We start from the raw sequence: 14,347 nt of genomic DNA on the forward strand, positions 1-14,347 counted from the left end.
TGCGTTTCGGCGCCGCTCAGCCGTCGTGGGCGTCGATGCTCATGTATTTCGAGATGAAGGCCGGTTCGCCCATCCGCTCCAGCAGGTCGAGTTGCAGGTCGAGCCAGCCCCAGTGCCCCTCTTCGTCCAGCGCGACCTCTTCGAACAGGGCCTTGGTGCCGATATCGTCGGCTTCATAGGCGGCGCGCGCGCCACGGGTGTAGAAGGTGATCGCCTCCTTTTCGTCGGCCTTGTCGATCTCGAACATCTCCTTGAGGTTCTTGGCACGCACCGGGGCCTTCTCGGGCGTGACCGAAGGATCGCCGCCGAGGAACAGGATGCGGTCGATGAACCGGCCGGCGTGGCCCAGTTCTTCCTGCATTTCCTCGCGCATCTGGTCGGCCAGCTTGTCGAGCCCCCAATCGTCGAGCACATGGGCATGCAGCAGGTACTGCGAAGCCGCCGCCATCTCCATCGACAGGGCGGTTTGCAGGGTCTTCAGGCTTGCGTGTTCGTTCGTCATCGAGAACTCCTTTTGTCCGATGCCGGACGGGGTGCGGTCCGTGAATCGGACCGGCCCCGCCGGCCTTCGGTCATGTACCTGTATGTTCTGTCAGCCGTTTCAAGATCTCCTCGGTGTCGAGACCGGCAATGGCGCCGGGCAGGCTGCCGCGTTCGCCCGACAGCCGCGAGGTGACATAACCCGCCGCGACGGCGTCGGGGGCGGTGTCGAACAGGGTCGCGGCGGCAAGCAGGCTGGCCAGGCTCTCGACGAACCAGCGCGTCTGCGCCTCGGGCGGCAGGGTCGGCCAACGGGCGCGGTGTGCCGCCAGCGCGGTATCAAAGCGGGGGTCGCGTCCGCGCGCGCCGTCCAGCGTGGCATTCAGCACCTCGCCCGCCAGCGGCTCCCGCGCCAGCGTGCGCAGGATGTCGAGGCAAATCACGTTGCCCGACCCCTCCCATATGCCGTTGAGCGGCGCCTCGCGGTAGAGCATGGGCATCGGGGTCTCCTCAATGTACCCCATGCCGCCGAGCACCTCCATCGCCTCGCCGATCACCGAGATGCAGCGCTTGTTGCCGAGGTACTTGGCCAGCGCCACGCCGATCCGGGCCAGTGCGCGGCTCTCGGCGTCGTCGCGGTCAAAGGCGGCGGCGACAAAAAAGCCGAGGCTGACCGAGGCCTCCCAGTCGAGCGCCAGGTCGGCCAGCACGCTGCGCATCAGCGGTTGGTCGATCAGCCGGCGCTGGAACGCGGCACGGCCCGACACCCACCACGCCGCCTCGGCCAAGGCCGCGCGCATCAGCCCGGCGGGCGCCATCGCGGTATCCAGACGGGTATGATGCACCATCTCGATGATGGTGCGCACGCCGGCACCCTCCTCGCCCAGCGGGTGGGCCAGCGCGTCGACATACTCGATCTCGGAACTGGCGTTGGCGGTATTGCCCAGCTTGTCCTTGAGCCGTTGCACGCGGATGCCGTTGCGTTCTCCCTCCAGCCAGCGCGGCACCAGGAAACAGGTCAGCCCGCCCTCGGCCTGGGCCAGGGTAAGAAATCCGTCGGACATCGGCGCGGAGCAGAACCACTTGTGCCCGGTCAGGCGATAGTGATCGCCGTCGCGGACCGCCCGCGTCGTATTGGCGCGCACGTCCGAGCCGCCCTGTTTCTCGGTCATCGCCATGCCCATGGTTGCGCCGGGTTTCTCGGCCACCGGCCGGGCGGTGGGATCGTAGAGCCCCGAGGTCAGTTTCGGTTGCCAGAGCGCGGCCAGCGCCGGGTCGGCGTTTAACGCCGGGACGGCGGCATAGGTCATGGTCAGCGGGCAGCAGCAGCCCGGCTCGACCTGGTTGAGCATGTAGACATGGGCGGCATGGGTCACATGGCCGCCCGGTTCGCCGTTCCAGGCCGCACCGGCATAGCCGAGCGCCGAGGCGGTTTTCATCACATGGTGGTAACCGGCGTTGAAACGTACCTCGTCCAGCCGGCGACCGGACCGCTCGAAGGGCATCAGCCGGGGCTTGTCACGGCGGGCTTCCTCGGCGGCCAGCAGCATCTCGTCGCTGCCATAGATGGCGCCAGCGTGGGCCAGGTCATCGGCGCGACCACCGGCCCGGGTCACGGCGCTGCGCAGGGCCACGTCTTCGGCCCAGAGATCGCGGGCGCCGCGCGGCGCCGGCTGGTTCGAGACCTCATGCGTGCCGAGGTCGGCGCGGGGTGGCGTGACGGTCATTGCAAAACTCCTCCCATCTGCTTCGGCGCAAGACTGCGCCCGGTCCCGGTCGGTTTCAATCGAAACGCCGGGTCAGGCCTGCCGCCACGGGAGGGGCGGCAAAGGCAGAAAGGGGATTCACACCGCGAATCACCTGTGTCATAATCGGCAACAGACGCCCGCAAAGGGCGCACCCGAGGCAGAAAAGACAGCAGCACGTGACCCGTTCCAACCGACCCCATTTCGGCGCCTTCTTCTATTTCGCGGCCGCCTTCGCGGTCGGGGCCTATTTCACCTTTGCCGCCGTGCAGGGGGATTACGGGTTGTTCCGCCGGGTCGAGATCGCCGCCGAGGCCGATGCGCTGCGCGCCGATCTGGACAAGCTGAACGCCGAGATCGCCCGGATGGAGAATCTGACCCACCGGCTGTCGGACGATTACCTTGACCTCGACCTGCTGGACCAGCAGGCGCGCTCGGTCCTGGGCCTGTTGCGGGCCGACGAAATCGTCATCCGCTAGGCGCGGCAAAATCCCCCTCGTCAGCGCAGTCAAAATCCTGTAATAGATAGTTTAACGCTAAACTATCCTTTTCAGGAGGAGGGACGCCGCGATGGCAACGCGCAAAAGCGCCCGGAAACCAAACGTTTCCGCCGAGGAACTGACCACCTATTACCGCGAGATGCTGCTGATCCGCCGATTCGAGGAAAAGGCCGGCCAGCTTTACGGCATGGGCCTGATCGGCGGCTTCTGTCACCTGTACATCGGGCAGGAGGCCGTCGTCGTCGGGCTGGAGGCCGCCGCCGAAGAGGGCGACAAACGCGTCACCTCCTACCGCGACCACGGCCACATGCTGGCCTGCGGCATGGACCCCAAGGGCGTCATGGCCGAGCTGACCGGGCGCGAGGGCGGCTATTCCAAGGGCAAGGGCGGCTCGATGCACATGTTCTCCAAGGAAAAGAATTTCTATGGCGGACACGGCATCGTCGGCGCCCAGGTGCCGATCGGCGCCGGCCTCGCCTTTGCCGACAAGTACAAGGAGAACGGGCGCGTCACCTTTGCCTATTTCGGCGATGGTGCGGCGAACCAGGGCCAGGTTTACGAGACCTTCAACATGGCCGCGATCTGGCAGCTTCCGGTGGTCTTCGTGATCGAGAACAACCAGTACGCGATGGGCACGGCGCAGGCGCGCTCGACCTCGACCAAGGACATCTACCATCGCGGCGAGGCCTTCGGCATCCCCGGCGACATGGTAGACGGCATGAACGTGCTGGCGGTCAAGGAGGCGGGCGAAAAGGCCGTGGCGCACTGCCGCGCCGGCAAGGGGCCCTATATCCTGGAAATCAAGACCTATCGCTATCGCGGCCACTCGATGTCGGACCCGGCCAAGTACCGCACCCGCGAAGAGGTGCAGAAGATGCGCGAGGAACGCGACCCGATCGAACAGGTCCGCGCCATGCTGCTGACCGGCAAGCACGCGAGCGAGGAGGATCTCAAGGCCATCGACAAGGAGATCAAGGACATCGTGAGTCAGGCCGCCGACTTCTCCCGCGAGAGCCCGGAACCGCAGGTCGATGCGCTGTGGACCGATATCTATGCCGAGGCAATCCCGCAGGAGGTGAACTGAGATGGCAACCGAGATCCTGATGCCCGCTCTATCCCCGACCATGGAAGAAGGCACCCTGGCCAAGTGGCTGGTGAAAGAGGGCGATACCGTATCCTCCGGCGACATCCTGGCCGAGATCGAGACCGACAAGGCGACGATGGAATTCGAGGCCGTCGACGAGGGCATCGTCGGCAAGATCCTGATCGGTGAGGGCACCGAGGGGGTCAAGGTCAACACCCCGATCGCGGTTCTGGTCGAAGAGGGCGAAGAGGTCGGCGACGTTTCGACCCCTGCCCCGGCCCCTGCCGCTGCGGAACCGGCCGCCGTGCCGGAGGCGAAACCGACACCGGCGCAGGCCGCTGCCCCCGCCGCCCCCGAGGCCGATCTGAGCCCGGACTGGCCCGAGGGCACCGCGATGAAGACCCAGACCGTGCGCGAGGCCCTGCGCGATGCCATGGCCGAGGAAATGCGCCGCGACGGCGAGGTCTACCTGATGGGCGAAGAGGTGGCCGAGTACCAGGGCGCCTACAAGATCAGCCAGGGGTTGCTGGACGAGTTCGGCTCAAAACGGGTGATCGACACGCCGATCACCGAGCACGGGTTCACCGGCATCGCCGTCGGTGCCGCCTTTGGCGGGCTCAAGCCGATCGTCGAGTTCATGACCTTCAACTTCGCCATGCAGGCGATCGACCAGATCATCAACTCGGCGGCCAAGACGCTGTACATGTCGGGCGGCCAGATGGGCGCGCCGATGGTGTTCCGTGGCCCCAACGGCGCGGCGGCCCGTGTCGGCGCCCAGCACAGCCAGGATTACGCCGCATGGTACATGCAGATCCCCGGGCTGAAGGTGGCGATGCCCTATTCGGCCTCGGACGCCAAGGGGCTGCTGAAAACGGCGATCCGTGATCCCAACCCGGTGATCTTCCTCGAGAACGAGATCCTGTATGGCCGCAGCTTCGACGTGCCGGACATGGACGATTACACCGTTCCCTTCGGCAAGGCGCGGATCTGGCGCGAGGGGTCTGACGTGACCATCGTCAGTTTCGGCATCGGCATGACCTATGCGCTGGAGGCCGCCGACAAGCTGGCCGAAGAGGGCATCTCGGCCGAGGTGATCGACCTGCGCACGCTGCGCCCGATGGACACCGCCACGATCATCCGCTCGGTGATGAAAACCAACCGCTGCGTCACCGTCGAAGAGGGCTGGCCGCAAGGCTCGGTCGGCAGCTACATCTCGTCGGTGCTGATGCAGGAGGCGTTCGATTACCTCGACGCGCCGGTGATCAACTGCACCGGCAAGGACGTGCCGATGCCCTATGCGGCGAACCTCGAGAAACTGGCGCTGGTCACCACCGACGAGGTGATCGCTGCGGTGAAACACGTGACCTACCGGTAAGGAGCAGAACCATGCCCACCGAAATCCTGATGCCCGCCCTCTCCCCCACCATGGAGGAAGGCACGCTGGCCAAATGGCTGGTGAAAGAGGGCGACACCGTCGCATCCGGCGACATCCTCGCCGAGATCGAGACCGACAAGGCCACGATGGAGTTCGAGGCCGTCGACGAGGGCACCGTCGGCAAGATCCTGATCCCCGAGGGCAGCGAGGGGGTCAAGGTCAACACCCCGATCGCGGTGTTGCTGGAAGAGGGCGAGAGTGCCGACGACATTGACAGCGCCCCTGCCCCGGCCGCAGCCCCCGCGCCGGAGGCCAAGGCAGAGCCGGCAGCTGCGGCACCGGCACCGGCGGCAAAGGTCGCCCCGCCCGCGCCCACAGCGGGCGGCACCCGCATCTTCGCCTCGCCGCTGGCGCGTCGGATCGCCGCCGACAAGGGGCTGGACCTGGGCCAGATCACCGGCTCCGGCCCGCATGGGCGGATCGTCAAGGCTGACGTCGAGGAGGCCAGCACCGCGCCGAAACCCGCCGCTACGCCCGCGAGTGCCCCTGCCCCGCAAGCCGCCGCCCCGGCGATGGCTGCCGGCCCCTCGGCCGATGCGGTCGCCAAGATGTACGAGGGTCGCGAATACGAAGAGGTCAAGCTCGACGGCATGCGCAAGACCATCGCAGCGCGGCTGACCGAGGCGAAACAGTCGATCCCGCATTTCTACCTGCGTCGCGATATCAAGCTCGACGCGCTGCTGAAGTTCCGCGCCGACCTGAACAAACAGCTCGAAGGGCGTGGCGTGAAGCTGTCGGTCAACGATTTCATCATCAAGGCCTGCGCGCTGGCGCTGCAATCGGTGCCCGAGGCCAACGCGGTCTGGGCCGGTGACCGGATGCTGAAGCTGAAACCCTCGGACGTGGCGGTTGCCGTAGCGATCGAGGGCGGGCTGTTCACGCCGGTGCTGAAAGATGCCGAGATGAAATCGCTCTCGGCGCTGTCGGCGGAGATGAAGGATCTGGCCACCCGCGCCCGCGACCGCAAGTTGGCGCCGCATGAATACCAGGGCGGCAGTTTTGCGATCTCCAACCTCGGGATGTTCGGGATCGACAATTTCGACGCGGTGATCAACCCGCCGCATGGCGCGATCCTCGCGGTCGGTGCCGGGGTCAAGAAACCCGTGGTCGGTGCCGATGGCGAGTTGACGGTGGCCACCGTGATGAGCGTGACGCTCAGCGTCGATCACCGGGTCATCGACGGTGCGCTTGGGGCCGAGCTGCTCAAGGCCATCGTCGAGAACCTTGAAAACCCGATGGTGATGCTGGCCTAGAGCCGCCCGCGACACCCGCAGAATGCAGGCGCCGGTTTCCGTGACCGGCGCCTTTTTCTTGCGCCGGTCACGTCGCGCTGCCGGTGGAGAATCGCGCCAGCCTGCCTCTGCCCATGACGTGCATCAAGGTCCGCTGCATCGCAGCCCGCTATGCTCATGGAAATCAGGGAATTTTCGAAAGGAACACGGGATGAGCTGGACCGACAAACTGAACGAAGCGCAGGGCGGCATGGAGGGATTCAGCGCGGCGCAGACCGCGACGGCCGAGGGGTTCGGCGCCCTGCACGGCGCCTCGGTCGCCGAGGGGCAGATCAGCAACAAGCACAAGGAATTGATGGCGCTGGCACTCGGCATCGCCAAGCAATGCGTCGATTGCATCGCCTTTCACGTCAAGGCCTCGATCGAGGCCGGTGCCACCCGCGCCGAGATCGAGGAAACCGTGGGCGTCTGCATCCTGATGGGAGGCGGCCCCTCGTACATGTACGGGGTCAAGGCACTGGCGGCCTACGACGAGTTCACCGCCTGATCGCGAAAAGGGGCGCCGCCGGCGCCCCCGCTTCCTCCGACAAGTCTCCCCCTGCCCTCAGTCGCCGCTGATCCCGGCGGGCAGGTTCTGATCCATGCTGATCGAAGGCTGGTCGCACCCGGCCTCGCCCACGATCTTGGCCGGCACGCCCGCCACGGTCTTGCACGGCGGCACATCCTCCAGCACCACCGAGCCGGCGGCGATGCGGCTGCAATGGCCGACGCGGATATTGCCCAGCACCTTGGCCCCGGCCCCGATCAGCACGCCATCCTCGATCTTGGGGTGACGATCCTCTTCTTCCTTGCCGGTGCCGCCCAGGGTGACCGAGTGCAGCATCGAGACATTGTCGCCCACCACCGCGGTTTCGCCGATCACGATGGAATGGGCATGGTCGATCATGATCCCCTTGCCGATCCGCGCCGCCGGGTGGATGTCGATGCCGAAGATTTCCGACACCCGCATCTGGAAGAAATAGGCCAGGTCGTGCTGGCCCTGATTCCACAGCCAGTGGCCGATGCGATAGGCCTGCATCGCCTGGTATCCCTTGAAATAGAGCACCGGCTGCACCAGCCGGTGACAGGCGGGATCGCGGTCATAGACCGCCATCAGGTCGGCGCGGGCGGCCCCGATCAGCTCGGGCATCTCGGAATAGGCCTGATCGACGATCTCGCGCAGCACCACCATCGACATCTCGTTGGAACTCAGCTTGGCGGCGATGCGATAGGACAGCGCCTTGTTCAAGCTCGGGTGATGCAGGACGCAGGCATGTACCAGCCCGCCCATCAGCGGGGCGTTCTGGACGATGTCCTGAGCCTCGGACCGGATCCGGTCCCAGACCGGGTCGATCGGGGCGATTTTCGTGCGCGGTTCAAGCATGGCGAACGGTCCTTTCCTGTCCCTAGCATGCCATCTAGGCGAAAAAACACCAAACGCAAACCCGGGATGACGGCGATGTGAGAGAGGGATGCAGGCGCCGCCACCCGCCGCACCCATCGGGGCCGCAGGAGGCAAGGTGCGGAACGGCCCGGGGAGAACGGCGGTTGCCGATCCCCTCCGGGCGTCTTTTGTCGGACTTACCCGATCCGGTAGTTCGGGCTTTCGCGGGTGATCTGGACGTCGTGCACGTGACTTTCCTTGAGCCCGGCGCCCGAGATCCGCACGAAGTTGCAGTTGTGGCGCATCTCCTCGACGGTGGCGCAGCCGGTATAGCCCATCGCCGCGCGCAACCCCCCGACGAGCTGGTGGATCACCGCATTGGCGGTTCCCTTGTAGGGCACCTGCCCCTCGATCCCCTCGGGCACCAGCTTGTCGCTGGCGGCGTCCTTCTGGAAATAGCGGTCGGCGCTGCCGCGCGCCATCGCGCCGAGCGAGCCCATGCCGCGATAGGATTTGAACGACCGGCCCTGGTAGAGGATCACCTCGCCCGGGCTTTCGTCGGTGCCGGCGATCATGCTGCCGACCATGGCGCAGGATGCACCGGCGGCGATCGCCTTGGCGAAATCGCCCGAGAACTTGATGCCGCCATCGGCAATCACCGGCACGTCACCGGCGGCCTTGGCACAATCCATGATCGCGGTCAGCTGCGGCACGCCGACCCCGGCGACCATCCGCGTGGTACAGATGCTGCCCGGCCCGATGCCGACCTTGACCGCATCGGCGCCCGCGTCGATCAGCGCGCGGGTGGCCTCGGCGGTGGCGACATTGCCGGCGATCACCTGCACCTCGTTCGACAGCGTCTTGGCCCGCGTCACCGCCTCGAGCACCCCGGCAGAGTGGCCGTGCGCGGTATCGACCACGATGATATCGACCCCGGCATCGACCAGCGCGCCAGAGCGTTCATAGCCCGCCTCGCCCACCGAGGTCGCCGCCGCCACCCGGAGCCGCCCCAGGTCGTCCTTGCAGGCGGTGGGGTTCAGCACCGCCTTCTCGGTGTCCTTCAGCGTCAGAAGCCCGGTAAGCTTGCCATCCTTGTCGGTGACCAGCAGTTTCTCGATCCGCCGCTCCTTCATCAGGTTGATCGCCTCGTCGCGGTCGGCCGGCTCTCGCAGGATCGCCAAGTTGTCCGAGGTCATCATCACGTGCACCGGGGTGTCGTCGCTGACCGCAAAGCGCATGTCACGGTTGGTGACGATCCCGACCACGCGGCCCTGCTCATCGACCACCGGAAAGCCGGTAAAGCCATAGCGCTCGCACAGCGCCTTGGCATCGGCCAGCGTCTGGTTCGGGGTCAGGGTGATGGGGCTGTAGACGATGCCGCTCTCGAACCGCTTGACGCGCCGCACCTCCTGCGCCTGCGCCAGGGTATCGAGGTTCTTGTGGATCACCCCGATGCCGCCGGCCTGGGCCATGGCGATGGCCATGCGCGACTCGGTCACCGTGTCCATCGCGCTGGACAACAGCGGGATGTTCATCCGGATCGTCCGGGTCACCCGCGTCGTCGTGTCCGCAGTGGACGGCAATACCGAGGAAGCCCCGGGTACAAGCAAAACATCATCGAAGGTCAGAGCCTCACGAATCTCCATAGGACATCTCCTGGGGTGGCATCGTTTGGCGCTTCCCTATTTCATGATTGCGGGATGGAGAAAAGGCCAATTCGCCCATTGCCGCCGCGACCGATTGGCCGCAGCCTGACCTTGCGGCACAATCAGGGGCACAGGGCACGATGACCACGCATGATTATGAAAAAGGACGTCTCGACCTGCCCTTCGTCGGCATCGCGACCTTTGGCAAGCGGCCCTATGTGCAGGACTGGTCGGCAATCGACGCCGACGCGGCGATCTTGGGCGCACCGTTCGATTTCGGCACCCAGTGGCGCGCCGGGGCGCGGTTCGGCCCGCGCGGGGTGCGCGAGGCCAGCACGCTGTTCAGCTTTGGCCATGCCGGCGCCTATGACCACGAGGACGACACCACCTATCTCGGCCATGACGTCCGAATCGTCGATATCGGCGATGCCGACATCGTGCATACCGACACCGCCAAGAGCCACGCCAACATCGAGACCGGTGTACGCGCGATCCTCGACGCGGGCGCCCTGCCGGTGGCCATCGGCGGCGACCATTCGATCACCATCCCCTGCATCAACGCGTATCAAGGCCGCGGAGAGATCCACGTGTTGCAGATCGACGCCCACCTCGATTTCGTCGATGAGCGCCACGGGGTGCGTCACGGTCACGGCAGCCCGATGCGCCGCGCCGCCGATCATGATTACGTGACCGGGCTGACCCAACTGGGCATTCGCAATGTCTCCTCGACCACGAAAGAGGGCTACGACGACGCCCGCGCCATGAGCTCGGACATCCTGTCGGTGCGACAGGTGCGCGCGCTGGGTCCCGAGGCCACCGCCGCCCGCATCCCCGCCGGCGCGCGGGTCTATATCACCATCGACATCGACGGTTTCTGCCCCTCGATCGCGCCGGGCACCGGCACCCCCAGCCATGGCGGGTTCCTGTATTACGAGGTGATGGAGATCCTGCAACGGGTGGCACAGCGGCACGAGGTCGTCGGCATCGACCTGGTCGAGGTCGCCCCGCCCTATGACCCCGCCGAGGTGACCTCGGTCCTGGCCGCGCAGGTGCTGCTGAACCTTCTCGGCTACGTCTTCGAGGGCGGCAACGGGCCGGCGTGACGCGGCCAGACCGGGATTTGCCGCATCCGCCCTTTCGCCCGCGCCGCAAAAGGGTAAGTTGCCCCTGCGCGAACACACAACAATTTCAGGCCGGCCATGAGCACCGATCCCCTCGTCGTCTTCACCCCCTCTGGCAAACGCGGGCATTTCCCCAAGGGCACCCCGGTCCTGACCGCCGCGCGACAGCTCGGCGTCGACCTGGATTCGGTCTGCGGCGGGCGCGGGATCTGTTCGAAATGCCAGGTCACCCCGTCCTACGGCGAATTTCCCAAACATGGTGTCACCGTGCGCGAGGGCGCGCTGTCGGAGTGGAACGCGGTCGAGCAACGCTATGACGACAAGCGCGGGCTGAAACCGGGGCGCCGGCTGGGCTGCCAGGCGACGATCCAGGCCGACGTGGTGATCGACGTGCCGCCCGAAAGCCAGGTCCACCGCCAGGTGGTGCGCAAGGCCGCCGCCGTCCGCGCCATCACCATGGACCCGGCCACGCGGCTGTATTTCGTCGAGGTGGACGAGCCCGACATGCATTCGCCCACCGGCGACCTGGAGCGGCTGGAACGCGCCCTGCGCGAACAATGGAAGATCGAGAGCGTCACCGCCGACCTGACCCTGCTGTCGAAACTCCAGCCCACCCTGCGCAAGGGAAAATGGCAGGTCACCGTGGCGCTGTTCCGCGATCACGCCGGCGGCGCCGCCCGCATCACCGAGATCTGGCCCGGCCTGCACGAGGGCGGACTTTACGGGCTGGCCATCGACCTTGGCTCGACCACCATCGCCGCGCATCTGACCGACCTGGACACCGGCGCGGTCGTCGCCTCCTCGGGCATCATGAACCCGCAGATCCGCTTCGGCGAGGACCTGATGAGCCGGGTCTCCTACGCGATGATGAACCCCGGCGGTGACAAGGAGATGACCGCGGCGGTGCGCGAGGCCATCAACGATCTCTCCAAGGCCATCGCCGAAGAGGCCGGCATCGACCCGAACCTGATCCTGGAAACGGTATTCGTCTGCAACCCGGTGATGCATCACCTGCTGCTGGGCCTCGACCCGGTGGAGCTGGGACAGGCGCCCTTTGCGCTGGCCTCCTCCAATTCCATGCGGCTGGGCGCGCTGGAGATGGGACTCCACGCGATGAACCCGCGTGCGCGCATCTATGTTCTGCCCTGCATCGCCGGCCATGTGGGCGCCGACGCCGCCGCCGTGGCGCTGTCGGAACAGCCGGGCAAGTCCGAGGACCTGGTGCTGATCGTGGACGTTGGCACCAATGCCGAACTGCTTCTGGGCAATACCGAACGCGTGTTGGCCTGTTCCTCGCCCACCGGCCCGGCCTTCGAGGGGGCACAGATCAGCGCCGGCCAACGCGCCGCGCCCGGCGCCATCGAACGGGTCGAGATCGACCCGGAGACCAAGGAGCCGCGTTTCAAGGTGATCGGCTGCGACCTTTGGTCGACCGATCCCGGCTTTGACGCCGCCACCGCGACCACCGGCATCACCGGCATCTGCGGCTCGGGCATCATCGAGGCGGTGGCGGAAATGCGCATCGCGGGGCTGGTCGACGGCTCCGGCCTGATCGGATCGGCCGAGCAGACCGGCACCCCCCGCTGCCTGCCCGAGGGACGCACGCATTCCTACCTGATCCACGATGCCAGCGACCAGGGCGGGCCGCGCATCGCCGTGACCCAGGGCGACATCCGCGCGATCCAGCTGGCCAAGTCGGCGCTTTATGCCGGCGCGCGCCTGCTGATGGACGAGATGGGCGTCGACAAGGTGGACCGCGTAGTGCTTGCCGGGGCGTTTGGCGCGCATATCTCGACAAAGCACGCCATGGTGCTGGGCATGATTCCCGACGCGCCGCTGGACAAGGTTACCAGCGCCGGCAACGCCGCCGGCACCGGAGCGCGCATCGCGCTGTGCAACATCGCCGCGCGCGCCGAGATCGAGAGGACCGTGCACGAGATCACCAAGGTGGAAACCGCGATCGAGCCGAAGTTCCAGGAGCATTTCGTCGCCGCCAACGCCATCCCGCATAAGACCGACCCGTTCACGGAACTGGCCAAGGTGGTGCATCTGCCCAACCCCAGCTTCAACGCCGGCGGCGCGGGTGACACCGGTGGCCGGCGCCGGCGGCGGCGCGGATAACTTCCGGTCATCGACATGGGCAACGCATAACCCCTGTGTTTCGCCCCTCGGAAGGTGCTGAAGAAACGCCGGAGCAGCACCGGGAAACAGGGCCTGGAATCGACCTCTTCGCCCCTTGACGCGCCCGCGTGCGGGGCTTATTTCAGGGCTCCAGAGCGCGGGTATGGTGAAAAGGTATCACGCGAGCTTCCCAAGCTTAAGTTACGAGTTCGATTCTCGTTACCCGCTCCAGACCACCTTCTTGCCCCCCTGAAATCACGGCCGAACAGAACGGCTCGGCCCCTCCATCCCGCCCTTGTTCGCGCCGGGCGGCGGGTTTGATCAGGCGTTCCCGGCCCTCGAACTTCGCATGGGTTCGCGTGATGCGGACCGGCTTTGGCCCGACCATGTCGGGTTTCCACGGGGTCGCGATCTCATGAACAAAACCGCCTGCCCTGGGACATGACCAGCACCCCGGACCTTCCGCGAAAGGCCCAAGGGAACCGGGGCTGAACGGCTCATTCGCCCGGCGGCGGGCCTTCGGGACGGCCGGCAGGCGGGGCACCGGCCCCATCCGGCGGCGGGCCACGGCGCACCATGGCCGAGGCGTCACAGGTTCCGCCCGCCCCTTCGAAGGTGCAGCCCACCTCGGCCACGTGGCATCCGAGGATGGCATTGCTGCCCGGCGCGCCCGCGTAATAGCGATAGCCCGCGCCCTCGATCTTCAGGCCGTTGCAGGCATCGAGCTGCTCCACCAGGTCGTCGCGATGCGCCATGATCGGGAAACCGTCCATGGCAATGCCGATCTGCCGGTCCGTTTTCACCAGGTCGGTGGTGGTGGCGGGCGCGTCCTCGAGACAGTTGGTCACCGCGTGGTAGTGATAGCCCACATGGGTGTTCACGTGGCCGCCGCAATCGTCGAACGGCGCGATGGTATAGGCGCCCAGGATCGCATCGACCGGCGCGGGACCGTCCAGGCGCACCCCGTTGTAGGCAAGGCCGGATCCGGCGCGGTTGGTCGGCGCCGGGGCCTCCATCAACACAGGTTCGCGCGGGATGACATAGGTGACCGAGGCATCCTTTGGCATGTATTCCGGCAGGCACTGGACACAGTGGTTCTGATAGGCCGGGTCCACGTCGGGACGCGCGGCGGCTTCGCAGGCCTCCAGCGTGCCGGTATAGCGGACCGCGCCGGTTTCGGGATCGAAAAGCTGCCAGTTGGTGTCGCCGTAGATCTCGGAAAGCTGGGTGATGAAGGCGCCATCGACGTCTTTCACCTTGCCATCCAGGAACCAGATGCCGCCCTTGTCCGCCCCATCGGTAATCGAGGTCGGACACCACGGCCCGGGGGTATAGGCCTTGGGCTCGGGCTTGACCGTGATCGAGAAGCAGGAGGTTTGCGTGCCGCCCGACAGGGTGCAATCCACGATCTCCGGCCCGGAGACGACATTCGCTTCGGCGAAGAACGCCGCGATGCGATGAAGGTCATCGTCATGGGCCAGCGCGGGCAGCGCCGCCACGGCGGCGACCATGGTCGCGGCAATGCGATCGGCGAGAGGCATGGGCAAGAGTTCCTTCGAA

At 66.3% G+C, this 14,347-nt stretch carries 12 protein-coding genes and 1 tRNA gene; 8 read left to right on the top strand and 5 right to left on the bottom strand.

Annotated elements, in window-relative coordinates:
• Window positions 1-16 precede the first annotated feature (16 nt).
• Window positions 17-502 carry a bacterioferritin gene (locus tag ABWV23_RS17595; protein WP_353350069.1) on the bottom strand — a complete coding sequence of 162 codons (486 nt, stop codon included), beginning with the start codon at window positions 500-502 and terminating at the stop codon, window positions 17-19.
• 70 nt (window positions 503-572) lie between these two features.
• Window positions 573-2,207 carry an acyl-CoA dehydrogenase family protein gene (locus tag ABWV23_RS17600; protein WP_353350071.1) on the bottom strand — a complete coding sequence of 545 codons (1,635 nt, stop codon included), beginning with the start codon at window positions 2,205-2,207 and terminating at the stop codon, window positions 573-575.
• Between the two features lie 197 nt (window positions 2,208-2,404).
• Here ABWV23_RS17600 and ABWV23_RS17605 point away from each other — a divergent pair, with 197 nt between their 5' ends.
• The 5 genes from ABWV23_RS17605 (at window position 2,405) to ABWV23_RS17625 (ending at window position 7,023) form a co-directional block, all read left to right on the top strand.
• Window positions 2,405-2,704: an FtsB family cell division protein gene (locus ABWV23_RS17605; RefSeq protein ID WP_353350073.1), complete on the top strand. Its 300-nt coding sequence runs from the start codon at window positions 2,405-2,407 to the stop codon at window positions 2,702-2,704.
• 91 nt (window positions 2,705-2,795) lie between these two features.
• Window positions 2,796-3,809, top strand: a complete 1,014-nt coding sequence (pdhA, locus tag ABWV23_RS17610; protein ID WP_353350075.1) for a pyruvate dehydrogenase (acetyl-transferring) E1 component subunit alpha — start codon at window positions 2,796-2,798, stop codon at window positions 3,807-3,809.
• A 1-nt stretch (window position 3,810) separates the two neighbouring features.
• Window positions 3,811-5,184 carry a pyruvate dehydrogenase complex E1 component subunit beta gene (locus ABWV23_RS17615; protein ID WP_353350077.1) on the top strand — a complete coding sequence of 458 codons (1,374 nt, stop codon included), beginning with the start codon at window positions 3,811-3,813 and terminating at the stop codon, window positions 5,182-5,184.
• A gap of 11 nt (window positions 5,185-5,195) precedes the next feature.
• Window positions 5,196-6,497, top strand: coding sequence for a pyruvate dehydrogenase complex dihydrolipoamide acetyltransferase (locus ABWV23_RS17620; protein WP_353350079.1), 1,302 nt, complete (start codon window positions 5,196-5,198; stop codon window positions 6,495-6,497).
• 190 nt (window positions 6,498-6,687) lie between these two features.
• Window positions 6,688-7,023, top strand: coding sequence for a carboxymuconolactone decarboxylase family protein (locus ABWV23_RS17625; RefSeq protein ID WP_353350081.1), 336 nt, complete (start codon window positions 6,688-6,690; stop codon window positions 7,021-7,023).
• A gap of 57 nt (window positions 7,024-7,080) precedes the next feature.
• Here ABWV23_RS17625 and cysE read toward each other — a convergent pair whose 3' ends face one another.
• Together cysE and guaB are read right to left on the bottom strand one after the other, a co-directional pair.
• Entirely contained in the window at window positions 7,081-7,899 is an 819-nt protein-coding gene (gene cysE / locus ABWV23_RS17630) for a serine O-acetyltransferase (protein ID WP_353350083.1), read from the bottom strand.
• Between the two features lie 197 nt (window positions 7,900-8,096).
• A complete protein-coding gene (gene guaB / locus ABWV23_RS17635) occupies window positions 8,097-9,545 on the bottom strand; it encodes an IMP dehydrogenase (protein WP_353350085.1) in 1,449 nt (482 codons plus the stop codon).
• Between the two features lie 140 nt (window positions 9,546-9,685).
• On the opposite strand from guaB, the gene speB reads away from it, so the two are divergent.
• The 3 genes from speB to ABWV23_RS17650 all read left to right on the top strand — a co-directional run bounded on the left by speB (window position 9,686) and on the right by ABWV23_RS17650 (window position 13,018).
• Window positions 9,686-10,648 (top strand): agmatinase, encoded by a 963-nt coding sequence (gene speB / locus ABWV23_RS17640; RefSeq protein ID WP_353350087.1) that lies wholly within the window; start codon window positions 9,686-9,688, stop codon window positions 10,646-10,648.
• Between the two features lie 96 nt (window positions 10,649-10,744).
• Complete coding sequence (locus ABWV23_RS17645; RefSeq protein ID WP_353350089.1) at window positions 10,745-12,787, top strand: ASKHA domain-containing protein; 2,043 nt, start codon at window positions 10,745-10,747, stop codon at window positions 12,785-12,787.
• A 157-nt stretch (window positions 12,788-12,944) separates the two neighbouring features.
• Window positions 12,945-13,018 (top strand) — tRNA-Gly (locus ABWV23_RS17650).
• Window positions 13,019-13,284: 266 nt separating this feature from the next.
• Here ABWV23_RS17650 and ABWV23_RS17655 read toward each other — a convergent pair.
• On the bottom strand, window positions 13,285-14,328 hold the full coding sequence (locus ABWV23_RS17655) for a YHYH protein (RefSeq protein WP_353350091.1): 1,044 nt from the start codon (window positions 14,326-14,328) through the stop codon (window positions 13,285-13,287).
• Window positions 14,329-14,347: the final 19 nt, after the last annotated feature.

Source organism: Aquicoccus sp. SU-CL01552 (genome assembly GCF_040365005.1).
Lineage (GTDB): Bacteria > Pseudomonadota > Alphaproteobacteria > Rhodobacterales > Rhodobacteraceae > Antarcticimicrobium.